The organism is Halarcobacter sp., from assembly GCF_963675975.1.
Lineage (GTDB): Bacteria > Campylobacterota > Campylobacteria > Campylobacterales > Arcobacteraceae > Halarcobacter.
Window position 1 is genome coordinate 113,653 of the sequence record NZ_OY780939.1, and the last position, 15,710, is coordinate 129,362.

Sequence of the window (15,710 nt, forward strand, 5' to 3'; positions counted from 1 at the left end):
TTTATTATATATAATTTTAGGAATTATATATTAAGGATTAAGTTATGTATGAGAAAATACTTGTTTCAACTTTTGATTCAATATTCAAAAATTTTGACAAACTATTTCAAAAACTTTTAATACCAATTTTTTTATTAGTTCTAATAGAATATTTTTATACAAATTTTATAAATGATAATGCAATCTCTAATATAAAAAATGGAAACTTTGATTTAAATCAGTTAGCAATAATTTTTTTATTATTATTCTTACTGATGATGATTAACATATCAATAGCAATTACAACTCATAGAGTTTCAATATTAGGAAATAACTCTGTATCAAATTTTGGTTCAGCAATTTTAGGAAAAAGAGAATTTAAATTTTTATTTAAATCAATACAATTATGTTTTATATTAGCAATACCTACTTTCTTACTTTCTTTTATACCTACTGTAGGAATATATATAGCTATAGGTGTAGCTGTTATAATTAGTAGCAGACTTTCACTTGTATTTCCTGCTCTTGCCTGTGATAATAATATGAGTTTTAAAGAGAGTTGGAATATAACAAAAAGATACAAGCTTCTAACATTTATTATGATAGTTGTTTTTCCTGCAATATTTTCTTTTAGTGTAGCATTTGTATATAACTTAGCAATAGGATTTTTAGTAAAAGTTGTAAGTGAATATTTTTCAATTTTATACTCTTTTTTAAATATATTTATTATGATATTTACAATTAGTGTTATATCTAGTGTTTACAAATATATTTACAATATGCTATTTACAGAGATAAAAAAAGAACATAATGAAAAGCCAAATGAGGTTATTGAATCTTCTGATAAAAATTTTCAAAAAATTGAAATAAAAAATTTTAAGAATATCTCATTTGAATCTTTAAAAAAAGAGTTATATTCTCAATGTAAGAAATTTAATTTTTGTGAAATTGTATTTGACAGAACAAATGTTTGGATTATAAAAAATCCGGAAGAAGAAGAGTCTTATTTATCATTAAGATATGATAATAATATCTATACAATAGTCGCTAAAAACTGCACTATACCAAGATTAGATATACTCAAAAAAAACTAGATATTATATATATTTTTTTAATATTATAAATATATTTTAAGTAAATAATTTAAACAAAATATAATAATATAATAGCGACTGTGTCGAATATTCGCATTTGTTACAAAAAAGATATAAAGTGGTAACATAATTGTGATACTTAACATCAATTTAAAACAAAATGTGTGAAAATCCTTGATATAAAATAATTTACATAATGGAGACATAATGAACGCGTCAGATTTATTTATTAAAGCGTTAGAAAATGAAGGTGTTGAATATATTTTTGGTATTCCAGGGGAAGAAAATCTAGACTTACTAGAAGCTCTTAGAAAATCAGACAAAATCAAACTAATTTTAACAAGACATGAGCAAGGTGCAGGTTTTATGGCTGCAACTTATGGTAGATTAACAGGAAAAGTTGGTGTTTGTGTATCAACTCTAGGGCCAGGAGCTACTAACTTTACAACAGCTGCTGCTTATGCACAATTAGGTGCTATGCCAATGATGATGATTACAGGTCAAAAACCAATTAAAAAATCAAAACAAGGAAGATTTCAGATTATTGATGTTGTTGGTATGATGAAACCATTAACAAAATATGCGAAAGTTGTTGTAAATGGTAATAATGTACCATCTATGATTAGAGAAGCATTTAAAATTGCTACAACTGAAAGACCAGGTGCTGTTCATATTGAGTTCCCTGAAGATATTTCAGCTGAAGAAGATGTAGAAGATAACATCTATCCAGTACAATCATTTGAATATCCAACAGCACATAAAAAATCAATTTCTGATGCAGTTAAGATGATTGAAAAAGCTAAAAGACCATTATTATGTATTGGTAATGCTGCAAACAGAGATGATATTTCTACAGCTTTAACTGATTTCGTTAATGAAACTGGTATTCCATTCTTCTCTACTCAAATGGGTAAAGGTGTTGTTGATGAGAACCACAAATTATGTTTATCAACTGCTGCATTATCTAAAGATGACTTTATTCACTGCGCAATTGAAAGATCAGATTTAATCATCAATGTTGGTCACGATGTAATTGAAAAACCACCATTCTTTATGGAAAATGAAAAAGATTCAACAAAAGTTATTCATGTAAACTTCTTCCCATCTGAAGTTGATGATACTTATTTCCCACAATTAGACGTTGTAGGAGATATTGCAACAAGTATGGAAAAAATCACTAATAATATCTCTAAACAAGATCATTGGGATTTTGAATACTATGCAAGATTAGCAGACGAGATTAGAACTAGACTTTCTAAATACTTTGGTGATACAAGATTCCCAATCTTACCACAAAGAGCAGTTAGAACAATCAGACAAACATTAACAAGTGACGATGACATTGTAACACTTGATAATGGTGTTTACAAAATCTGGTTTGCAAGAAACTACAGATGTGCTAAGCCTAATACATTGTTATTAGATAATGCATTAGCAACAATGGGAGCAGGACTTCCATCTGGTATGGCAGCAAAAATGGTTAACCCAGATTCAAAAGTTGTTGCAGTGTGTGGTGACGGTGGATTCATGATGAATGATCAAGAGATGGAGACAGCAGTTAGACTAGGACTTGATTTAACAGTTATTATCTTAAATGACAACTCATATGGTATGATTAAATGGAAACAAGCTGGTATGGGATTTGAAAACTTTGGACTTGATTTACAAAACCCTGATTTTGTTAAATTTGCTGAGTCATTTGGAGCAAAAGGTTATAGACCACAATCTTGTGAAGAGTTTGAAGAAGTTTTAGAAAAATGTGTTAATGGAAAAGGTGTGCACTTAATTGACCTTGCTGTAGATTACTCATTAAATCACTCGATTTTAAATGAGTTATTAGCTAAAAAAGAGTGTATATTATAATTTTTAAGGAGAATGAATAAAATGAGTACAATAGAAGTAACATCACCATATGATGATAGCGTAGTAGGAACAGTTCCATTTAGTACAAACGAAGAAGTACAAGCTGCTATAGATTTAGCACATGCAACTTTCTTAGATCATAAAAACCACTTACCAAAGTATAAAAGAGTTGCTATCTTAGAAAAAGTTGCTGAAATTATGTCTTCACAAGTTGAAGAATTAACTAAACTTTGTGCATCTGAAGGTGGTAAACCTTGGATTGATTCTGAGGTTGAAGTTTACAGAGCTATCAATGGTGTTAAGCTTGCAATTGAAGCTTTAGGTTCATTAGAAGGTAAAGAGGTTGCTATGGGTCACACTGCTTCTTCTGCTAACAGAATGGCTTATACTTTCAAAGAACCTATTGGGGTTGTTGCTGCAATCTCTGCTTTTAACCACCCTTTTAACTTAGCTATTCACCAAGTTATCCCTGCTATTGCTGTTGGGTGTCCTGTGGTTATTAAACCTGCAACTCAAACTCCTATGTCTGCTATTAGATTAGTAGAAATCTTAGAAGAAGCTGGTCTTCCTAAAGGTTGGGCTCAAGCTGTTGTTTGTGACAGAACTGGTGGGGAATTATTAGCTACATCTCCTAAAGTTAGTTTCTTAACTTTCATTGGTTCTGGTGCTGTTGGTTGGTATTTAAATTCTAAAGTTTCTAATGGTACTAGAGTTGCTTTAGAGCATGGTGGGGTTGCTCCTGTTATTGTTGAGCCTGATGCGGATATTGATGCTATGATTCCTGATTTAGGTAAAGGTGGTTTCTACCATGCTGGTCAAGTTTGTGTTTCTGTTCAAAGAGTTTATGTTCACGAATCTATTGTTGACGAGGTAGCTTCTAAGCTTTCTGATTATGCTTCTAAGTTAGTTGTTGGTAATCAATTAGACCCTAAAACTGAAGTTGGTCCTTTAATTAACAACAATGAAGTTAACAGAGTTGAAGAGTGGGTTAACGAAGCTGTTGAGAAAGGTGCTAAAGTTTTAACTGGTGGTAAGAGAATCTCTAATTCTTGTTATGAGCCTACTGTTCTTTTAAATCCTGCTGACGATGCTTTAGTTTCTACTAAAGAGGTATTTGGTCCTGTTGTTTGTGTTTATTCTTATTCTGACATGGAAGAGGCTATTGACAGAGCTAACTCTTTAGAGGTTTCTTTCCAAGCTGCTGTATTTACTAAGAACATTGACAAAGCTTTAAGAGCTGTTAAGAGAATCAACGGTACTACTGTAATGGTTAACGACCACACTGCATTTAGAGTTGACTGGATGCCATTTGGTGGTGCTAAGGCTTCTGGTCTTGGTGTTGGTGGTATTCACGACTCTATGGAAGAAATGACTAACGAAAAACTTCTTGTTATCAAGTCTCCTGTTTTATAATACTTTATTAGTGAAGAGTTTATCTCTTCACTAATTTTCTTTTTTATTCTATTTTATTTCGTGGGTATATCCCATCCCATATATATTTTTAATATGTAATCCCGGAACTTTTTTTCTTAATCTATAAATTAAACTTTTTAAGTGGGAAATATCTGGATTTAAATCAAACTCTTCATACCAAATTATATTTATAAGTTCATCTACTGTACATATTTTTCCATTATTATTTAAAATAGTATTAACAAAACGAATCTCATTTTTAGTTAAATCTATAGCTTCACCATCTTGAATCAATTTCTTTTTATTTTTATCCCATATTAAAGATTCATTTATTTTTAAAATAGTGTCATCTTTATTTAAATTTGCATGGTAAATTTGATTACATAATTTAAAAATATCTTCTAAGAAGTAGTTATAATCAATTGGCTTTGTAAAAAATTGATGAATTCCTAAATTTACTAATGGTAATAAGTATTCAAATTCATTTCTAGCAGAAAGGATTATTACTAATTGTTTTTCATTGATTTTATATATAGAGTCAACCAACTGAACCCCATCAAAGTTTGGCATTTTTATATCTGAAATTATTAAGTCGTAGTATTTTCCAGTATTTTTATTATACTCTTCATACTTTTTAAGTGCATCTAACCCATCAACAGCTGTAGTAACTTTTGGAAAAATATCTTGGAGTAATTCAGAAAACTCTTTTCTAAAATCAATATCATCTTCTACAAAAAGTATATTTATATCTCTAGTATATTTTTTTAATAAACCATAGTCCATTAAATTCCTTTTACATGGGTGTTTAAAGAGTATTATATTATCATTTTAAGACTTTAAATATGCAATGAAAGCATATAAATATTATAATCATATATTCAATTATATACTAGTTGGTAATATTATTTGACTACTATTTAGTGATATACTATTCAAAACGCCGAAAGAGATATTATGATAAATAACAAAATTTTAGAAAATATAACAGTACTTTATGCTGAAGATGAATCAATTATCCAAAAAGGTATTACAGAAACTCTAAATCTTTTTGAAATAGATGTAATATGTGCACAAAATGGTCAAGAGGGTTTATCAATTTTTGAATCTAGTGATAAAAAAATTGACCTAATTTTAACAGATATTAAAATGCCAAAACTAGATGGTTTGGAGATGATTAAAAAAATTAGAGAAATAGATAAAGATATTCCAATAATTATTACAACTGCCCACCAAGAAACAACATATCTAATGCAATCAATTGAATTAAACATAAGTGCTTATGTACTAAAACCTATTGATATTTATAAACTAGAAGAATCTTTGATAAAAGCAATTGAACCAAAAGTATTAAGAGAAAAGTTAATAGAAAAAAACAAAAAACTTGAAATAGAAATACAAAAAAATGAAGAGAAACAAAAAGTTATGGAGGCTCAATCAAGATTTGCTGCAATGGGAGAGATGATTAGTATGATAGCTCACCAATGGAGACAACCTTTAGCTTCAATTGGAACAGCATCATTTAATCTTAAATATAAACTCTTATCAGGAAAATTTGATTTAGAAACAAAACAAGGAAGAGATGAACAAGCTGAATTTTTCACTAATAAACTAGATGAAATAGAGTTTTATGTACAAAATCTAACTACAACAATAGATGATTTTAGAAACTTTTATAAAACAGATAAAATTTTAGTTTTAGAAAATATAGAAAAACCTATAAAAAATGCTTTAAAAATTATAGAAAAAGATTTACAAACAAATAATATAGAAGTAATACTTGATTTTAAAAGTGAAAAGAAAATCAATATTTATGAAAATGAGATAATTCATGTAATCATTAACCTACTAAAAAATGCCCAAGATAAATTTTTAGAAAAAAATATAAATAATGCAAAAATCGAAGTTAAAACTGAAGATTTAGATACTGGAATTAAAGTAGAAATCTATGACAACGGTGGCGGAATAGAAAAAGAAAATATAGATTTTATTTTTGAACCATATTTCTCTACTAAAAAAGAAAAAAATGGAACAGGTATTGGTCTTTATATGTCAAAAATCATTATAGAAAAAAACCACAATGGTAAAATATGCGCAAGCAATACAAATGATGGAGTTACTTTTTCTATAATCTTGGAATCTGTGTGATATAATTATTAAAATATTTTGGAGTCTTTGTTTGAGGTTTATTTTTCTTATTTTTATTTTTTTTAATATCCTTTTTGCGGATTCTTCTGAGCTTACAGAAGAAGAAAAAATATGGTTAGAGAAAAATGAAGTTAAAATAGGTGTATCTGAATTATACCCTTTAACTTATGTAAACAAAGACAATAAAATTGATGGTTTCATAAGTGATATATTAAAACTCATAATAAAAAAATACAATATCAAAACAACTGCTGTAAAAGTAAAACAAGCTGAAATTCCACTAGCTATTAAAGAAGAAAAAATAGATTTAGCACCAATGATTAATAATGACAGTGTTGAAAATAATTTAGGTGTATACTCTTCTGAGATTTTACAAATAAAAAGAATTTTATTTGTTAGAAAAGAAGATAATAAAATCAACTCTTTTAAAGATTTAATCAATAAAAAAGTTGCTATTGTTAACCAATTGGGAACTATTCCTAATCTAAAAGAGCAACTTTCTAATATAAAAGTGGAAAGAACTAATAATATGAAAGAGTCAGTTCAAAAGCTTTTAGCTGGGGAAGTTGATGCATTAATTGCTTCACCAATTATTATTCAAGAATATCTTGAAAACAATCTAATAATTGATTTAAAAGCTATACCTTCTATAAGTTTTGAACCCTCAAAACTATTTATTTTTACAAGTAAAAATAAAACTCATCTACAATCAATTTTAGAAAAAGGCTTAAATTCTATTTCTATAAAAGAGGAAAAAGAACTATTTGATAAATGGTTTTTAAAAGATTTAGCAGATCTACCAATAATATTTACAAAAGAAGAGATTAATTATTTAGATAAAAAAACACATATCAATTTATGTGTAGATCCAGACTGGATGCCTTATGAAAAAATAGAAAATCATAAACATATTGGTATAGTTGCTGATTATATGCAAGACTTTGAGAAAAAAATAGGTATTCCTTTAAAGCTTGTAGAATCTAAAGATTGGACTCAAACTTTGGAGTTTATGAAAAGTAGAAGATGCGATATTCTATCTTTTGTAATGGATATCCAATCAAGACGTGGATATATGAACTTTACAAAGCCTTATGTAACTGCTCCATTAGTTTTAGTTACAAAAAGAAATGTAAGTTTTATTAGTGATTTAAGTGCATTAAAGGGTAAAAAAATTGGTATTCAAAAAAACTTTGCTTATAATGAAATAATAAGAAGAAAATATCCTAATTTGGAAGTTGTTGATGTGGATCACTTAAGAGATGGTCTAAAAAGAGTAGAAAGGGGTCAAATATTTGGTCAAGTTACTACTCATCTTAATGTAGCTTATGCTTTCCAAGAAGAGTTTTATGGAAGCTTACAAATAGCAGGTAAATTTGATGAGCAATGGCATCTATCTGTGGGAGTTAGAAATGACGACCCAATGCTTTTAAATATTTTTGAAAAAATTGTAGACTCAATAAGTGATGAAACAAAACAGCGAATTATTAATAAATGGGTAACGATAAAATATGAAAAAAGTATAGATTACAAATTGTTTTGGAGTATCATAACTTTTCTTTTCTTTATACTATTACTGATTTTATATACATATATACTTCAAAGAAGATATATTAGAAAACTAACAAAAGTAAAAGAAGAGATAGAGATGCTAAATAGTACTCTAGAAAAAAAAGTACAAGTAAGAACTCAAGAACTTGAACTATCAAATAGAGAATTAAAACTAAAAACCTCAGAACTTGAACATCTAAATAATACCCTTGATATAAGAATAAAAAAAGAGATTGACAATAGAAAAAAACAAGAACAGCTTCTAATCCAACAATCAAAACTAGCAGAGATGGGAGAGATGATTAGTATGATTGCACACCAGTGGAGACAACCACTAAGTGCACTTAGTACTATTATTCAAAATATTCATCTTCGTTACTCTTTGGATAAACTGAATAAAGAGTACCTTGATAAACAAATGACATTAAGTAATGCCTTAACAGAAAAAATGTCAAAAACAATAGATGATTTCAGAAACTTTTTTAAACCAAATAAAGAGAAAAAAGCATTTTCAATAAAAGATGCTATTCAACAAACAATTTTTTTAATAGATGACAGTTTTAAAAGTAATAGTATAAAAATAGAAAATCAAATCGCTGATGATGTAACTATTTATGGATTTGAAAGTGAACTATCTCAAGTATTACTAAATATTATAACTAACTCAAAAGATTCATTTTTGGAAAAAAATATTGATAACCCTTTAATTGTTATAAAAACTAAGCTTATACAAACACATATAAAAATTATGATTTCAGATAATGCCGGAGGTATTAGTGAGTCAATCATTAATAAAGTATTTGAACCATATTTTACAACAAAAGACAGTTATAACGGTACAGGTCTTGGTTTATATATGAGTAAAATCATTATTGAACAAAATATGAAAGGTCAATTAAGTGTTAAGAATATTAATCAAGGAGTACAATTCTCTATTTATATACCTATAAACTAAAAATCTTATAAATACTCTAAGGATATTGATAAGTTTTACAGTTTTGTTTCCTATTTTACACATCTATTTTTTTAATTTTATATATATAAAAAAACATAATAGATGGTTACTTTTTCACTACTCTTTTCAGTAATAATTAAATTATCTGAAATATTCATATTTTACTTGCCACTCATTATCTTTAGCTGTGTAAACAGGTATGATATGAATAGATTAGGTAAAAACTATTTACAAATGGTCAAATTAAAACGGGAAGGGATAACTATGTTTACTAACATGAAAAGAAATATAGTAATGACTACATTAGTTGTACTATTAGGTGTAATGTCAGTTGTTGAAACAGCAACAGCTGCTCAAAATTGGAGATTCTCAAACCTTTATGGTAGAGGAACAGCATTTGGTGATTTATATCAACAACTTGCTAAAGATATTGAAAAAAATACTAACGGTGAAATCAAAGTTCAAGTATTATTTTCTGGTGAAGGTGTAGGTACTTCTGGACTTTTAGGTGCTACTAAATCTGGTCTTATTACTATGGCTGCGCCATTCCAATCTATGCATGCTGGTGAATTACCTGCTGGTGTTGTTGAAATTGGTTTACCTGGTGGTACTGCTGATACTGATGAGCTTTACAAACTTTTCCATGAAAAAGGTTGGGATAAAATCCTTAAAGAAGCTTATGGTTCTCAAGGTTTAGTATGGTTAGAGCCTTATATTCAACCTCCAGTTTATATTATCACTAAAAAACCTATCAAATCTGTTGCTGATTTCCAAGGTTTAAAAATTAGAGCTCCTGGTGCTTATGGTAAATTTTTAAGAAATTTAGGTGCTTCTCCTGTTTCTTTAGCGTGGAGTGAAATCTATACTAGTTTAGCTACTGGTGTTATTGATGGTTCTATTGGTTCTAATATGATTGACCACAGAGATGGTAATCACGTTGAAGTTGCTAAATATATGTACAAACTTCCTTTAGCTGGTGCTCAAGTTTTACCAATCGTTGTAAATAGATCTGCTTGGAATAAACTTACTGATGCTCAGAAAAAAGGTGTTTATGATGCAACTGTAGCTCATGCAAAAGCTCAATTAACTATGTCTAAAAAATGGGAAAAAGAAGCTGTTGCTCAAATGGAAGCTAAAGGTTTAAAATGGTCTCCAGAACCTTCTGAAGCTGACAAAAAAGCTTGGGCTCAAGCTGGTGCTGGTCTTTGGGATGAGTATGCTGCTAAAGATAAATACAGCAAACAACTTATTGACGTATTAAAAAACCAAGCTAAATAATTTATTAATTTACAAGAGGTTAAAGAATGAATAAAAATGTTCAAGTGGTAAGCAATCAAAACTTACAAGAAAGAAAAAACAAGGCTTTCGCTAGAGGTCAAGGTAATGCTTACCCTGTATATATTAAAGAGGCTAAAAACTCTGAAGTTTGGGATGTTGAAGGTAATAGACTAATTGATTTTGGAACAGGTATTGCTGTATGTAATACTGGACATAGTCATCCAAAAATCATTGAGGCAGTTAAAACTCAAATTGAAAAATTCAGCCACACTTGTTTTACAGTTACTCCATATGAAGTAGGTGTTGAACTAGCTGAAAAATTAACTAAAGTAGCTCCAGGTGAAACTGAGAAAAAAGCTATTTTTGTTACAACTGGTGCTGAAGCTGTTGAAAACTGTGTGAAAATCGCAAGAGCACACACAGGAAGAAGAGGTATTATCGCATTTAATGGTGGTTTCCATGGTAGAACTAATATGACTATGGCTCTTACTGGAAAAACTATGCCTTATAAAAAAGGTTTTGGACCATTTCCAGCTGAGATTTATCACTTACCATACCCAACACAATTCAATGGTACATCAGTTAAAGATACTTTAACTGCACTAAAAAATCTATTCAAAGTAGATATTTTACCTGAAGATGTTGCAGCAATTATTATTGAGCCAATCCAAGGTGAAGGTGGTTTTTACCAAACTCCAGTAGAGCTATTACAAGAGCTTAGAAGAATTTGTGATGAACATGGAATAGTATTAATTATTGACGAAATCCAAACTGGATTTGCAAGAACTGGTAAAATGTTCAATATCGAGTATGCAGGTATTGAACCAGATTTAATGACAATGGCTAAAGGTATTGCTGGTGGTTACCCATTATCTGGTGTTGTTGGTAAAGCTGAAATTATGGATTCTGCAATTCCTGGTGGACTTGGTGGAACTTATGGTGGTTCACCAGTTGGATGTGCAGCTGGATTAGCTGTATTAGAAATAATTGAAGAAGAAGACTTAATTAACAGAGCAAATCAAATTGGTGATATCTTTAATAAAAGATTAAATGAACTTAAAGATCAATTTCCAGAATTAATTTGTGATGTAAGAAATAAAGGTGCTATGATTGCTTTAGAATTAATGAAAGATGGTGATATTGAAAAACCAAATGCTGAATTAACTAAAGCACTTACTGCAAAAGCTACAGAATATGGATTAATTCTATTATCTTGTGGTTTTAACAGCAATGTAATTAGATTTTTACCTGCATTAACAATAAGTGACGAGATTGCTAATGAGGGATTAGATAAATTCCAAGAATTATTTAAAAACGTAGTAAAAAACTAATATATAGAATTTACTAAAAAAGACAAAATGCTAGAGAAAGAAATAAAACAAAAGAAAGGGATACTTATGTTAAATTTATTTACTAACATGAAAAGAAATATAGTAATGACTACATTAGTTGTACTATTAGGTGTAATGTCAGTTGTTGAAACAGCAACAGCTGCTCAAAATTGGAGATTCTCAAACCTTTATGGTAGAGGAACAGCATTCGGTGATTTATATCAACAACTTGCAAAAGATATTGAAAAAAATACTAACGGTGAAATCAAAGTTCAAGTATTATTTTCTGGTGAAGGTGTAGGTACTTCTGGACTTTTAGGTGCTACTAAATCTGGTCTTATTACTATGGCTGCGCCATTCCAATCTATGCATGCTGGTGAATTACCTGCTGGTGTTGTTGAAATTGGTTTACCTGGTGGTACTGCTGATACTGATGAGCTTTACAAACTTTTCCATGAAAAAGGTTGGGATAAAATCCTTAAAGAAGCTTATGGTTCTCAAGGTTTAGTATGGTTAGAGCCTTATATTCAACCTCCAGTTTATATTATCACTAAAAAACCTATCAAATCTGTTGCTGATTTCCAAGGTTTAAAAATTAGAGCTCCTGGTGCTTATGGTAAATTTTTAAGAAATTTAGGTGCTTCTCCTGTTTCTTTAGCGTGGAGTGAAATCTATACTAGTTTAGCTACTGGTGTTATTGATGGTTCTATTGGTTCTAATATGATTGACCACAGAGATGGTAATCACGTTGAAGTTGCTAAATATATGTACAAACTTCCTTTAGCTGGTGCTCAAGTTTTACCAATCGTTGTAAATAGATCTGCTTGGAATAAACTTACTGATGCTCAGAAAAAAGGTGTTTATGATGCAACTGTAGCTCATGCAAAAGCTCAATTAACTATGTCTAAAAAATGGGAAAAAGAAGCTGTTGCTCAAATGGAAGCTAAAGGTTTAAAATGGTCTCCAGAACCATCTGTTGCTGACAAAAAAGCTTGGGCTCAAGCTGGTGCTGGTCTTTGGGATGAGTATGCTGCTAAAGATAAATACAGCAAACAACTTATTGACGTATTAAAAAACCAAGCTAAGTAATGAATTTTGACAGGTCAGACCATGTTTAAAAAATTCTTACAAATTTTTTGCAAGACAATTGATACAGTTGTCATGTGGTTAGGGAAAGGGGCATCATATTTGATGCCCGTCCTTGCTTTTATTGTTGCTTATGAAGTAGTTGCTAGATATATTTTTGATGCTCCAACAATTTGGGCATACGATTTATCTTTGTTTCTATTTGGATATATTGCTGCTTTAGGGGGAGCTTATGCTCAACAGAAAAAATCTCATATTAATGTGGATATTCTTTATTTATCAGTTTCGCCTAAAGTTAAAAATATCTTTAATTTAATCTCTTACTCATTAGGTATATTTTTCCTAGTTATTGTATTTTATATGTCAATTACTAAATTTAATGAAGCATTAGAATTTGGATATAGACGTCAAAGTGAATGGGCACCTCCTATGTGGCATTTTTGGTTAATGCTATGTATTGCTAGTGTAACTTTTGCAATACAATTAATTAGAGATATTATTGAAGAAGCTTACCATTTATTTACTGGTTTACCTTTAATTGAAAAGGAGTCTAACGATGGGTGTTGAATTATTAACTGGTGTACTATTATTATTTATCTTAATCTTTTTTGCACTAGGTGCTCCTGTTGGATTAGCTTTAGGTGGTATCGCTATGATGGTAGGATATTTCACTTGGGGTGATGGAATTTTTAATGTTATTCCAACTACTGTTGAAGCTACATTTTTCAGTTTTATTTTATTAGCTATTCCATTATATATCTATATGGGTCAATTATTAACTCATTCAGGTATTGGTGATGCTATGTTTAAAGCTAGCCAGATGTTAATTGGTAAAATTAGAGGTTCATTAGCTATCAGTGTTGTATTTATCTGTTCTATGATTGGTGCAATGGTTGGTATTATTGGTGCAGGTATTATGAGTTCAGGAAGTATTGCATTAAAACCAATGCTTGATGCTGGATACAACAAAAGACTTGCTCTTGGTACGATTATGGCTGGTGGTGCTTTGGGTATTTTAATTCCACCAAGTATTCCAATGATTATGTTTGCAGCTTCAACTCAAAACTCTGTAGGTAGAATGTTCCTTGGAGCTATGGTTCCTGCTCTTGTAACTGTTATTTTACTTATTACATATATCATAATTAGTTCAAAAATCAAACCTGAAAATGCTCCATTATTAAGTGAAAACAACCCTGGTTTACCAAAACTTCAAGGGAAAGAAAAACTTAGAGTATTTAGAGATGGTTTCTTATCTATTGGTCTTATTTTTGTTGTTTTAGGAAGTATCATCAGTGGTATTGCTACTCCAACAGAATCTGGTGCATTAGGTGTTGCTGGAGCTATTTTACTTGCAATATTTTTCAAAAGATTTAAACTTGAAATGATGAGAACAGTTGGACTACAAACTGGTATTCTAGTAAGTGTTGCTATGTGGATTATTTTAGGTGCTTCTGTATTTAGTAACTTCCACTTACTTATGGGGATTCAAGGTATGATTTCAGATTTTACTCATGGTTTAGATTTACCTCCAATCATGATTATTATTATGTTCCAACTTATTATGCTTTTCCTTGGATTTATCATTGATGAATTTATTATTGTATTAATGTGTGCACCTTTATTTACTCCTATTGCTGTATCTTTAGGTTATGATCCAATCTGGTTTGGTGTTTTAATGATTATTAATATTTTAATTGCCGTACAAACTCCTCCATATGGGTTTGCATTGTTTTACTTAAAAGGTATTGCACCACCAGAAGTTGGTATGGGTGAAATTTATAAATCAGTTACACCATTTATTTTAGTTAACCTAACAGTGTTAATTATTTGTATGATTTTCCCAGAAATTGTTCTGTGGCTACCTAATAAAGTTATGGGATAAAGGAGAAGAATAGATGTTTAAAAATATTTTAGTGCCATTGCATTTAGATTATATAGACAATCACGAAAAACTTTTTGCTGGAGCATTAGAAGTTTTAGATAATGAAGAGGGAAAATTATCTTTATTATATGTAAATGAAAACAGAGCTCATGGCTCTGTTTATCCAATTCTTGATGAAGAAAATGAGAAACATTACAATCATGATGCTTTTATAGAATTAAAAAAGATTGCTAAGAAACACTCTTTACCTGAAGATAAAATCACTTTTAATATAAGAGATGGTTCAGCTCACAGAGAGATTCTTGAAGAAGCAAGAAGAATAAAAGCTGATGCTATTGTTATGATGGCAACAAAACCAGGACTTGGAAGCTACTTTATAAGTAGTACTTCAGAGCGAGTTATGAGACATGCTGCTTGCTCTGTATTTGTAATCAGACTAACTGATTATCAATAAATAAACTATAGATAAGAAGTTAAAGGAAAATTCCTTTTCTTTTTATCTAATTTAAAATTTTTGTGAATAATTCTAAATATTCACAATATATTTACCCTTTATTTAAATATATAACTTACTTTACAAAAGGATGATATAATGCAGAGTTCAATCTCTACTCCATACTCAAATTTTATTTTAAAAAAAGCAACACCGAATGATGCAGATTTAGTGGTTACTTTTATTAAAAAACTTGCAAAATATCAAAATATGGAAAATGTGATTACAACAACACCTGAACGTATTAAAAATATTTTAGAAGAAAACTTGGCTGAAGTTATTTTTGGTATTTATGAGGAGGAGATTGTTTCATTTGTATACTTTAATCAAAAAAATTCTGCCTTTACAGGAAGAAAAGGACTTTATATAGATGCCTTTTTTGTAGATGACTGTGTACGAGGAAAAGGTTTAGGAAAATATATATTTCAATATCTTTCAAAATATTCAAAGGATAAAGGTTATGAATATTTAGAATGGGCTTGTTTTGATTGGAATAAGTCTGCAATAAAGTTTTATGAAAATCTTGGAGCGAAGTGTGTAGAGAGTTTAGATATCTATAGATTGAGCCCTGAAAATTTATCTTTAAATGCAAAAGAATTTGAAGAAAATCAATTATAAATTAAATTTTAAAATAAGGAAATAA

At 29.6% G+C, this 15,710-nt stretch carries 13 protein-coding genes; 12 read left to right on the forward strand and 1 reads right to left on the reverse strand.

Annotation, left to right across the window (positions count from 1 at the left end):
* Positions 1-44 precede the first annotated feature (44 nt).
* The 3 genes from ACKU3H_RS00530 (at position 45) to ACKU3H_RS00540 (ending at position 4,349) form a co-directional block, all read left to right on the forward strand.
* On the forward strand, positions 45-1,073 hold the full coding sequence (locus ACKU3H_RS00530) for a hypothetical protein (RefSeq protein WP_320035022.1): 1,029 nt from the start codon (positions 45-47) through the stop codon (positions 1,071-1,073).
* A 207-nt stretch (positions 1,074-1,280) separates the two neighbouring features.
* The gene (locus ACKU3H_RS00535; protein ID WP_320035023.1) at positions 1,281-2,936 is read left to right on the forward strand and encodes an acetolactate synthase large subunit; all 1,656 of its coding nucleotides are present in this window, start codon (positions 1,281-1,283) and stop codon (positions 2,934-2,936) included.
* A 21-nt stretch (positions 2,937-2,957) separates the two neighbouring features.
* Positions 2,958-4,349: an aldehyde dehydrogenase family protein gene (locus ACKU3H_RS00540; protein ID WP_320035024.1), complete on the forward strand. Its 1,392-nt coding sequence runs from the start codon at positions 2,958-2,960 to the stop codon at positions 4,347-4,349.
* Between the two features lie 48 nt (positions 4,350-4,397).
* On the opposite strand, the gene ACKU3H_RS00545 is transcribed toward ACKU3H_RS00540, so the two are convergent.
* Positions 4,398-5,132, reverse strand: coding sequence for a response regulator transcription factor (locus ACKU3H_RS00545; RefSeq protein WP_320035025.1), 735 nt, complete (start codon positions 5,130-5,132; stop codon positions 4,398-4,400).
* 171 nt (positions 5,133-5,303) lie between these two features.
* On the opposite strand from ACKU3H_RS00545, the gene ACKU3H_RS00550 reads away from it, so the two are divergent.
* From ACKU3H_RS00550 to ACKU3H_RS00590, 9 genes are all read left to right on the forward strand, one after another.
* Positions 5,304-6,494 (forward strand): hybrid sensor histidine kinase/response regulator, encoded by a 1,191-nt coding sequence (locus tag ACKU3H_RS00550; protein ID WP_320035026.1) that lies wholly within the window; start codon positions 5,304-5,306, stop codon positions 6,492-6,494.
* Positions 6,495-6,525: 31 nt separating this feature from the next.
* Positions 6,526-8,997, forward strand: coding sequence for a transporter substrate-binding domain-containing protein (locus ACKU3H_RS00555; RefSeq protein ID WP_320035027.1), 2,472 nt, complete (start codon positions 6,526-6,528; stop codon positions 8,995-8,997).
* 264 nt (positions 8,998-9,261) lie between these two features.
* Positions 9,262-10,275 carry a TRAP transporter substrate-binding protein gene (locus ACKU3H_RS00560; RefSeq protein WP_320035028.1) on the forward strand — a complete coding sequence of 338 codons (1,014 nt, stop codon included), beginning with the start codon at positions 9,262-9,264 and terminating at the stop codon, positions 10,273-10,275.
* Positions 10,276-10,301: 26 nt separating this feature from the next.
* Complete coding sequence (gabT, locus tag ACKU3H_RS00565; RefSeq protein WP_320035029.1) at positions 10,302-11,606, forward strand: 4-aminobutyrate--2-oxoglutarate transaminase; 1,305 nt, start codon at positions 10,302-10,304, stop codon at positions 11,604-11,606.
* Between the two features lie 66 nt (positions 11,607-11,672).
* Positions 11,673-12,695, forward strand: coding sequence for a TRAP transporter substrate-binding protein (locus ACKU3H_RS00570; protein ID WP_320035030.1), 1,023 nt, complete (start codon positions 11,673-11,675; stop codon positions 12,693-12,695).
* 21 nt (positions 12,696-12,716) lie between these two features.
* The gene (locus ACKU3H_RS00575; protein WP_320035031.1) at positions 12,717-13,259 is read left to right on the forward strand and encodes a TRAP transporter small permease; all 543 of its coding nucleotides are present in this window, start codon (positions 12,717-12,719) and stop codon (positions 13,257-13,259) included.
* A complete protein-coding gene (locus ACKU3H_RS00580) occupies positions 13,249-14,574 on the forward strand; it encodes a TRAP transporter large permease subunit (RefSeq protein WP_320035032.1) in 1,326 nt (441 codons plus the stop codon). The genes ACKU3H_RS00575 and ACKU3H_RS00580 overlap by 11 nt, the downstream gene beginning before the upstream one ends.
* Positions 14,575-14,587: 13 nt before the next feature.
* Positions 14,588-15,028: a universal stress protein gene (locus ACKU3H_RS00585; RefSeq protein ID WP_320035033.1), complete on the forward strand. Its 441-nt coding sequence runs from the start codon at positions 14,588-14,590 to the stop codon at positions 15,026-15,028.
* A gap of 138 nt (positions 15,029-15,166) precedes the next feature.
* Entirely contained in the window at positions 15,167-15,685 is a 519-nt protein-coding gene (locus ACKU3H_RS00590) for a GNAT family N-acetyltransferase (RefSeq protein WP_320035034.1), read from the forward strand.
* The last annotated feature ends 25 nt before the right edge of the window (positions 15,686-15,710 follow it).